Origin of the sequence: Kitasatospora sp. NPDC059088 (genome assembly GCF_042738155.1) — a bacterium.
Classification (GTDB): domain Bacteria; phylum Actinomycetota; class Actinomycetes; order Streptomycetales; family Streptomycetaceae; genus Kitasatospora.
In genome coordinates, this window is sequence record NZ_JBHYGR010000223.1 from 1 (window position 1) to 9055 (window position 9055).

Genomic DNA, 9055 nt, shown 5'->3' on the forward strand with positions numbered 1-9055 from the left:
ACGTCCAGTACGAGGCCGACTCGGGCGCACGCCCAGCCGGGCGCCCAACGCCGCGCGCTGATCTGCCAAGATCCGCCGGACAGGCCCTAGGCCCTGTCCGGCCGGACGGGGCCCGGCCGCCGGCAACGCGCAGGGGCCCGCACGTTCGAGGGAACGTGCTGGCCCCTGCGCTGCTGGGTGCCGGTGCCTACTTGAGGGTGGGCAGCGAGGAGTAGCAGTGGTAGCTGTCCTTGGTCGCCTCGATCATGACGTCGCCGGTCCGCGGGCCGACGACGCCGTCCGGGTCCAGGCTGGCCCACTTCTGGAGCGCGACGATCGCGCCGTAGGTGTCCGGGCCGAACGAGCCGTCCACGTCGACCGTGTGGTAACCGGTCTGGTAGTGCAGGCTGTTGGAGATGAGCTGGACGCACTTGACGCTGGCGTAGGTGTTGCTCTTGCCGTAGCCGACCCACAGCGAGCCGGAGTTGGGCACGGCCTGGGCGGTGCCGGCGACGCCGACGGTGGCCAGGGCGGCGGCCGCGAGCAGGAACGCGCCGCGGCGCTTGACGGAGACGGTGTTCAAGGGACCCCCCGAGTTCGGAAACACACAACTGATCATCAGTTTCCCCGAACCCTACCGTTGCCCGCCGACAGGTCGCTGGCTGGCTGCCGACAGGTCGCCGGCGGGGAGCGGGCTCAGCGGGTGGCCAGGGCCTCCAGGACGCGTTCCAGGGAGGTGCCGAGACCCCAGCGGGCGGAGAGGTGCTCCAGCGTCATCGGGTCGGCGGGCTCGCGGGGGAGGACCGGGTCGAAGTCCGGGAGCGGGGCGTCCTGGGCGACCCGGACGACGGTGGGGGCGACGTCCAGGTAGGCGGCGCCCTCGACGATGTTGCGGCGGCGGGCCGGGGTGAGTCGGGAGCCGATGTCCAGGGCGGCGGCGCGGATCGCGGCCAGGTCGCCGTACTCGTTGATCAGCTGGGCGGCGGTCTTCTCGCCGATGCCCTTGACGCCGGGCAGGCCGTCGGACGGGTCGCCGCGCAGGGCGGCCATGTCGGCGTACCGGTCGCCGCGCACGCCGTACTTCTCCAGCAGCACCGCGTCGTCGGTGACCTGGAGGTTGCCCATCCCCTTGACCGGGTACAGCACGGTGATCAGCCGCTCGTCGTCGACCAGTTGGAACAGGTCGCGGTCGCCGGTGACGATCTGCACCGGGCCCGTGGCGCGGGCGGTGAGGGTGCCGATCACGTCGTCCGCCTCGTAGCCGGGGCAGCCGACCCGGGCGATGCCGAGGGAGTCCAGCACCTGCTCGATCACCGGCACCTGCGGGGCGAGGGTGTCCGGGACCTCCTCCTCGCCGTCCACGGCGGCCTCGGCGACCCGGTGGGTCTTGTACGAGGGGACGAGGTCCACCCGCCACTGGGGGCGCCAGTCGGCGTCCATGCAGGCGACGAGTTCCTCGGGCCGGTGGTCGTGCACCAGCCGGGCGATGAAGTCCAGCAGGCCGCGGACGGCGTTGACCGGTTCCCCCTGCGGCGAGCGCAGGGAGTCCGGTACGCCGTAGTAGGCCCGGAAGTACAGGCTGGCGGAGTCGAGCAGCATCAGTCGCGGTGCGGTCACGAGTCAGATCATGCCGCACCGCGACGACGAACGGCGGTCTCGGCGTTCGTGCTCGGCGTTCGCGCTCAGTGCTCCTGCTCGGCGTTCGTGCTCAGCGATCCTGCTCGGCGCTCGCGCTCAGTGTTCGTGCGGGCCGGCGCGGTGCACCGGGCCGTGGGCGTCGGCGCAGTGCTCGGCGGCCGACTCGCCCGGGCCGGCGATCTGCAGCAGCGCGCCCGCCTCGTCCTCGCCGACGTGGTCGACCTGGAGGGTGCTGTGGGTGATGCCGTACTCCTCGGACAGCCGGCGCTGCAGTTCGCGCCGGACGGCGTGGCAGTCGCCGCCGGGGGTGACCAGGATGTGCGCCGACAGGGCCGGCTGGTTGGAGGTGATCTCCCAGATGTGGAGGTCGTGGATCTCCTCGACCAGCGGCTCGGTGACCAGGCGGTCGGCCACCGCGTCCGGGTCGATCCCGGCGGGGGCGGCCTCCAGGAAGATCCGCCCGGAGTCCCGGACCAGCCCGATGCCCGCCTTGAGCATCAGCGCCACCACGATCAGCGAGGCGATCGCGTCGGCCCGGGCGAAGCCGGTGGTCAGCATGACCGCACCGGCCACGGCGGTGGCGATGAAGGCGTAGAGGTCGGTGAGCACGTGCTGGAAGGCGCCCTCGACGTTCAGCGAGCTGCGGTTGGCCTTGGACATGCACCAGGTGGCGGCCAGGTTGACCACGATCCCGATCAGCGCGGTGACCAGCACCAGTGAACCGGTGACCTCGGGCGGGCTGATCAGCCGGGTGATCGCCTCGTAGCCGAGCCAGGCGGAGAGGATCAGCAGGGTGACGCCGTTGGCCTGGGCGGAGAGGATCTCGGCGCGCTTGAGCCCGTAGGTGTAGCCGCCGCGGGCCGGGCGGGCGGAGAGCCGCATGGCGACCAGGGCGAGCACGATCGAGGCGGCGTCGGTGAGCATGTGCGCCGCGTCGGAGATCAGGGCCAGGGACTGGGCGGCGAAGCCGACCACGACCTCGCCGGCCATGAAGACGACGATCAGGGTGAGGGCGCTGACCAGCCAGCGGCGGTCGGCGTCGGCGGCGACGCCGTGGGAGTGGCCGCCGTGGCCCCCGTGGCCGTGCGCGTGGCCGCCGTGCCCTCCGTGGCCGTGGCCCTTCGGGTTCTGGTGGTCATGCGCATGATCATCGTGGGAATGCTCGTGCCCGGCCATCGAAGTCCTCTCTGGACGCACGGGTGGGTGGTGACGGGGTGCGATCGCCCGCACTCGAAGTGAACCGCAGAATCGACAAAGATCCAAAGGCTGTACTGGTGACCGTTGTCGTTGCCGTTCACGCGCCGCGTGTCGGGCCGCTCGGCGCCCGGATTGCCGGTGGCATAGACCCAGGTCAGGGCCGTGATCCCGGGGTCACCTGAACGGGTGAGGCGGGCTTGCGCAGCCGCGCGCCGGTCCGCGACGATCATGGCCCGTGAAGATCGCTACCGCGGAAACCGCCCGCTGGCTCTCCGAACTCGAAGCCACTGCCGAGGAGTTGATGAATCGTCATCTCGCGGCCGCCCGCGAGTGGTTCCCGCACGAGTACGTCCCCTGGAGCCTCGGCCGGGACTTCGACGGCCCGCTGGGCGGCGAGCCCTGGCGCCCCGAGCAGTCCGCGCTGGCACCCGCCGTGCGCTCCGCCCTGGTCGTCAACCTGCTGACCGAGGACAACCTGCCCGGCTACCACTGGACCATCGGCAGCCGGACCTCCCGGGACGGCGCCTGGGGCGCCTGGCTGCACCGGTGGACCGCCGAGGAGGACCGCCATGCCGCCGCCATCCGGGGCTACCTGCACGCCGCCCGCGCCGTCGACCCCGTCGCGCTGGAGCGCTCCCGGATGGCGCACCTCGCCGCCGGCACCGCCCCCGACCTCGACGGGGTGCTCGGCGTGGTCGCCTACGCCGCCGTCCAGGAGCTCGCCACCCGGGTCAGCCACCGCAACACCGGGCGGCTCAGCGGCGACCCGGTCTGCGAGCGGCTGCTCGCCCGGATCGCCCAGGACGAGAACCTCCACATGGTCTACTACCGCGAACTGCTGCGCGCGGCAGTCGAGGTGGACGCCGACCAGGTGCTCGTCACGCTCGACGCCACGATCCGCGACTTCGCCATGCCGGGCCAGGCCATGCCCGGCTTCGGCCGACTGGCCGCCGAGATCGCGGTGGCCGGCGTCTACGACCTGCGGGTGCACCACGACGAGGTGCTCGTCCCGCTGCTGCGCGCCCTCCGGGTGACCGAGCTGACCGGGCTCGGCCCCACCGGCGAACAGGCCCGCGAACGGATCGCCGCCCACCTCGCACGGACCGACGCGCGGGCCGCCCGCTTCGTCGAGCGCCGCGATCAGGCCCTCGCCGTCCGGGCCCGCCGGGCCGGTGCCGGCTGAGAGCACCGCCCGCCCGGGCCTCCGTAAGGCCCGCAAGGCCGCTCGGGCCTCCGCAAGACCGCCCGGGCCCCCGCAAGTCCACCTGGACCTCCGCAAGACCACCCGGACCGACAGACCGCCCGGACCGCAGGACCACCCGGAACAGGATCCGCATGACCGTCACCACGGCCGGCACCACCGCCGCCGACATCGAGTTCCACTACGACCTGGGCAACGACTTCTACGCCCTCTGGCTGGACGAGACCCTCGCCTACACCGCCGCCAAGTGGGACGGCATCCCCCGCGACGCGCCCGACGCCACCGCCCTGCCGCGCGCCCAGCGGGCCAAGCTCGACCACCACCTCGACCTGGTCGGCGCCCGCCCCGGCGACGGCCTGCGGCTGCTCGACGTCGGCTGCGGCTGGGGCGCCATGCTGGCGCACGCGAGCGGCGACGACCGGGTCCGCGAAGCCGTCGGGCTGACCGTCTCCCGCGCCCAGTACGAGTTCCTCGCCGCCCGTGCCCTGCCCGGCGTCGAACCCCGACTGGAGAGCTGGGAGGCCCACGACCCCGACCGGCCGTACGACGCCGTCATGGCGATGGGCTCCTTCGAGCACTTCGCCACCGCCGGGATGAGCCGGGCCGAGCGCCTCGACTGCTACGCCCGCTACTTCGCGGCCTGCCACCGCTGGCTGCGCCCCAGCGGCCGGATGTCGCTGCAGACCATCGCCTACGACGGCGCCGCCGACGGCTCCGGCCCGATCGGCGACTTCGTCGGCAACGACGTCTTCCCGACCGCCCGGCTGCCCCGGCTGAGTGAGATCGCCGCCGCCTGCGACCCGTACTTCTCGGTGGTCGCCCTCACCGCCTCCGCCGAGGACTACGCCCGCACCCTCGCCTCCTGGTCGGCCCGGCTGCTGCGGGCCCGCGAGCAGGCCGAGCGGCTGGTCGGCCCCGAGGGCTACCGGCGGTACCGGCGCTACCTGCGGGCCAGCGAGGTGACCTTCCTGCGCGGCGCGGCCACGCTGTACCGGATCGGCTTCCGGCGGCGCGACGAGCCGTTGCGGCTGTCCGCCTGATGGCCCCGACTCCTGCGACCCCGACTCCTGCGACCCCGACTCCTGCGACCCCGACTCCTGCGACCCCGACGCCTGTGGGCCCGACTCCTGCGGCCCCGGCGCCCGTGAGCTCGACTCCTGCGGCCCCGGCGCCCGTGAGCTCGCCGCCCACCGCGCGGCGGGCCTGGGCGGCGGTCGCGGTGGTCTGCGCCGCGCTGTTCCTGCTCGGCCTCGACTTCACCGTGCTCAACGTGGCCGTCCCCGGCCTGCGCGCCGACCTCGGCCCGACCCTCGCCGAGACCCAGTGGATCGTGGACGGCTACGCGCTGGCGCTGGGCGGCTGCGTGCTGGCCGGTGGTGCGCTGGGGGACCGGTACGGCCGGCGGCGCGCCTTCCTCGCCGGGCTGGCGCTGTGCGGGGCCGCCTCGGCCGCCGGGGCGCTCGGTACCGGGCCCGCCCAACTGGTCGCCGCGCGCTGCGGGATGGGCCTCGGCGCGGCCCTGTTCATGCCGGCCACCCTGTCCACCGTGGTGCACGTGCTGCGCGATCCGGTCGCCCGGAAGCGGGCGATCGGCATCTGGGCGGCGGTGGCCGGGGTCGGTGCGGTGTTCGGCCCGGTGGCGGGCGGACTGCTGGTCGACCGGTACGGCTGGCAGTCGGCGTTCTGGCTCAACGTCCCGGTCATCGCGTTGATCGGCGCGGCGGCCCTGGTCGCCGTCCCCGAGTCCCGTGCGCCGGAGGCCCGGCCGTTGGACCGGCCCGGGGCGCTGCTGTCCTGTGCCGGGCTGCTGGCCCTGGTCTGGGGCGTGATCGAGGCCCCCGGCCGGGGCTGGACCGGCCCCGCCGTGCTCACCGCCTTCGCGATCGCCGTCCTGCTGCTGGCCGCCTTCGTGCGTCGCCAACTCCGCTGCGCCGCACCGATGGTGCCGGTCCGGCTGCTGCGCGGCGGGCCGGTCTGGCCGGCCACCACCACGCTCGCGCTGATGTCCTTCGCGATGTTCGGCGCGATGTTCCTGCTCACCCTCTACCTCCAGCAGGTGCGGGGCCTGAGCGCCTGGCAGGCCGGGCTGCGGATGGTCCCGCTGTCCCTGGGGCTCGCCGTCGGCGCGCTCCTCGGGCCTCTGCTGGCACGGCCGTTGGGGGCCAGGGTGCCCTCGGCCGGCGGACTGCTGCTGATCGCCGCCGGATTCGTCCAACTCGGCCGGCTGGCCGCCGACTCGGGGGACGGGCGGGTGCTGCTCTTCGAGGCCCTCGCCGGGCTCGGTGCCGGGCTGCTCGCCCCGGTCGCCACCGAGGTGGTGATGAGCGCCGTCCCGGTCGCCGCGGCCGGGGTCGGCTCGGCGCTCAACGACGCCACCCGGCAGGTCGGTTCGACCCTCGGCGTGGCGGTGCTCGGCTCCGTCCTCGCCACCTCGCTCACCGGCGCCGCTCCCGGCGACCCGGCCGCCTTCACCGACGGTCTGGCGGCCGCCGCCGTCGTCGGCGGCGCGGTGGCCCTGCTCGGCGCCGCGCTGGCCTGGACCCGGCTGCCCGGGCGGCGGGCTGCCGCCTCCGCCGTCATCGACACCCTCAACACCCCCAGCTGAAAGGAAACTTCACCATGCCCAGCAGCTACGAGACGATCCGCGCCTGCCTGATCGACGAGTTCGACGTCTCCCCGGCCGTGGTCACCCCCGACGCCACCCTCGCCTCGCTCGCCCTCGACAGCCTCGCCCTGGTCGAACTCTCCCTGGTGGTCGAGGAGAAGCTCGGCGTCACCGTCGCCGACATCGGCCCGGACCGCACCCTCGGCGAACTCGCCGCCCACGCGGACGCCACCCTGGCCCGGGAATCGGTCAGTTGAGCCCGCTGCGTTCCTCTGCCCCGTCCCGTCCGCTGGCTCCGTCCCATTCGATGGTCGCCGTCACCGGACTCGGCCTGGTCACCCCGGCCGGGAGCGGCGCCGACGCCGTCTGGGAGCACTTCCTCGGCGCCGCGCCCACCGCCCGCCCCGACCCCGAACTCCTCGGCCTGAACGTCGACTTCTCCTGCCGGGTCGCCGACTTCGACCCGCCCGCCCTGCTCGGCGGGCGGCTCGCCCGGCGCCTCGACCGGTTCAGCCAGCTGGCTGTGGTCGCCGCCCGCCAGGCCGTCGCCGACGCCGGGCTCGACCCGGCGCACTGGGACGGCACCCGGGTCGGCGTCGTCCTCGGGGTCAGCGCCACCAGCGTGCAGACCCACGTGGTCGAGTACGGCCGGCTCGCCGCGGGCCGGGCCGACCGGATCTCCCCGCTGATGATCCCGCGTTCCATCCCCAACATGGCCGCCGGCGAGGTCAGCCTCGACCTCGGCGCCCTCGGCCCCGGCCTGGTCGTCAGCACCGCCTGCGCCTCCGGCACCAGCGCGCTCGCCCTCGGCAGCGACCTGATCCGGGCCGGAACCTGCGACCTCGTGCTGGCCGGCGGCACCGACAGCGCCCGCTCCGCGATGACCTGCGTCGGCTTCGACCGCCTCGGCGCGCTCTCCCGCCGCCGCCACGACCCGGCCGGCGCCTCCCGGCCCTTCGACGCCGACCGGGACGGCTTCGTCCTCGGCGAAGGAGCGGGCGTCCTGCTGCTCGAACGTACCGACCACGCCCGGGCCCGCGGCGCCCGCGTCCGCGGGTACCTCGCCGGGCACGGCGCCGGCGGCGACGCCCACCACTTCACCGCCCCGCACCCCGGCGGCGACGGATTGGCCCGGGCCGTACGGGCGGCACTCGCCGACGCGGGGCTGGCACCCGAGGAGATCGGGCACGTCAACGCGCACGGCACCGGCACCACGCTCAACGACCCCGCCGAGGCGGCGGCCCTGCGGCAGGTCTTCCGCCGGCCGCCGCCGGTCACCGCCAACAAGAGCGTGATCGGCCACACCATGGGCGCGGCCGGCGCCATCGAGGCGGCCCTCACCGTGCTCGCGCTCCAGCACCGGCTGGTCCCGCCCACCGCCAACCTCGACCGGCTCGACGACGCCATCCGCCTCGACGTGGTCACCAAGGCGCCCCGTCCGGTCGACGCCCCCTCCGCCCTGTCCGTCTCCTGCGGCTTCGGCGGGCAGAACGCCGCCGTCGTCCTCACCGCCGCCTGACCGCCCTCCCGCCCGACCCCGGAGTCCATCCCCCCATGCGCCGCCTCGCCCACCGGCTCGCCCGGCTGTACCTGCGCCTGCTCGCCCACCGGCCGCCCACCGACTGGTTCGTCCCGGTCGCCGACGGCCGGTACGGCTCCGCCCCGGACGCCGCCGACCACCCGCTCACCCTGCTGATGCTCGGCGACTCGCTCGCCCAGAGCTTCGGCGCCCACCGCCCCGAGCAGACCCTCGGCGCCCTGCTCGCCACCGGCCTCGCCGAGGGCACCGGCCGGCCCGTCGACCTGCGGGTCCACGCCCGGGCCGGCGCCACCACCGCCGCCGTCGGCCGCCAAGTCCTGCGCGCCGCCCGGCTGCGGCCCGGCGTCGCCGTACTGATCGTCGGCGGCAACGACGTCCTGCTGCCCGCCCCGCTCGGCCGCGCCGCCCGCCGGCACGCCCACCTCGCCCGCACCCTCCGCGAGGCCGGCTGGCAACTCGTCGTCGTCCCCTGCCCCGACCCCGGCTACGCGCCCGGCTTCCGCACCTCCGTCCGCTGGATCGGCCACCACCGCTCCACCCGCCTCGCCCGCCTCCACACCCGCACCGCCACCCGCACCGACGCCCACCTCGCCCCCACCTCCGGCCCCGATTTCCACCACCGCGCCGCCCAACTCCTCGGCCCCGACGGCATCCACCCCTCCCCGCACGGCTACGCCACCCACGCCACCCGCATGCTCCCCACCCTCCTCACCGCCGCCACCCACCTCCCCACCCCAGCCCCCGCCCCTGCCCCAGCAACCACCCGCTGACCCCTCGCCCCCACCCCCCTCGCCCCCACCCCCGCCCGGACGCCCCCCCCCGCCCGAAACCCCAACCACCCGGACGGAGCGCTCCCGGTGAAGCCGCCCGGGACCGACCGGGCTATCACCCGGAC

9 protein-coding genes are annotated in these 9055 nt (G+C 75.0%); 6 read left to right on the top strand and 3 right to left on the bottom strand.

Annotation, left to right across the window (positions count from 1 at the left end):
- Positions 1 to 187: 187 nt before the first annotated feature.
- From ACFWXO_RS43960 to ACFWXO_RS43970, 3 genes are all read right to left on the bottom strand, one after another.
- Positions 188 to 562: a peptidoglycan-binding protein gene (locus ACFWXO_RS43960; protein WP_380532542.1), complete on the bottom strand. Its 375-nt coding sequence runs from the start codon at positions 560 to 562 to the stop codon at positions 188 to 190.
- 113 nt (positions 563 to 675) lie between these two features.
- Positions 676 to 1578 carry a 5'-3' exonuclease H3TH domain-containing protein gene (locus ACFWXO_RS43965; RefSeq protein WP_375890946.1) on the bottom strand — a complete coding sequence of 301 codons (903 nt, stop codon included), beginning with the start codon at positions 1576 to 1578 and terminating at the stop codon, positions 676 to 678.
- Between the two features lie 135 nt (positions 1579 to 1713).
- Positions 1714 to 2793: a cation diffusion facilitator family transporter gene (locus ACFWXO_RS43970; RefSeq protein WP_380532545.1), complete on the bottom strand. Its 1080-nt coding sequence runs from the start codon at positions 2791 to 2793 to the stop codon at positions 1714 to 1716.
- A 256-nt stretch (positions 2794 to 3049) separates the two neighbouring features.
- Between ACFWXO_RS43970 and ACFWXO_RS43975 the strand changes: the two genes are divergently transcribed.
- The 6 genes from ACFWXO_RS43975 to ACFWXO_RS44000 all read left to right on the top strand — a co-directional run bounded on the left by ACFWXO_RS43975 (position 3050) and on the right by ACFWXO_RS44000 (position 8930).
- Positions 3050 to 3997 carry an acyl-ACP desaturase gene (locus ACFWXO_RS43975; protein ID WP_380532547.1) on the top strand — a complete coding sequence of 316 codons (948 nt, stop codon included), beginning with the start codon at positions 3050 to 3052 and terminating at the stop codon, positions 3995 to 3997.
- Positions 3998 to 4149: 152 nt separating this feature from the next.
- Complete coding sequence (locus ACFWXO_RS43980) at positions 4150 to 5055, top strand: class I SAM-dependent methyltransferase (RefSeq protein WP_380532549.1); 906 nt, start codon at positions 4150 to 4152, stop codon at positions 5053 to 5055.
- Between the two features lie 134 nt (positions 5056 to 5189).
- Positions 5190 to 6620, top strand: coding sequence for an MFS transporter (locus tag ACFWXO_RS43985; RefSeq protein ID WP_380532552.1), 1431 nt, complete (start codon positions 5190 to 5192; stop codon positions 6618 to 6620).
- 14 nt (positions 6621 to 6634) lie between these two features.
- Entirely contained in the window at positions 6635 to 6877 is a 243-nt protein-coding gene (locus ACFWXO_RS43990) for an acyl carrier protein (protein WP_375890866.1), read from the top strand.
- A gap of 50 nt (positions 6878 to 6927) precedes the next feature.
- Positions 6928 to 8139: a beta-ketoacyl-[acyl-carrier-protein] synthase family protein gene (locus tag ACFWXO_RS43995; RefSeq protein WP_380532558.1), complete on the top strand. Its 1212-nt coding sequence runs from the start codon at positions 6928 to 6930 to the stop codon at positions 8137 to 8139.
- 35 nt (positions 8140 to 8174) lie between these two features.
- Positions 8175 to 8930 (top strand): SGNH/GDSL hydrolase family protein, encoded by a 756-nt coding sequence (locus ACFWXO_RS44000; RefSeq protein WP_380532561.1) that lies wholly within the window; start codon positions 8175 to 8177, stop codon positions 8928 to 8930.
- The last annotated feature ends 125 nt before the right edge of the window (positions 8931 to 9055 follow it).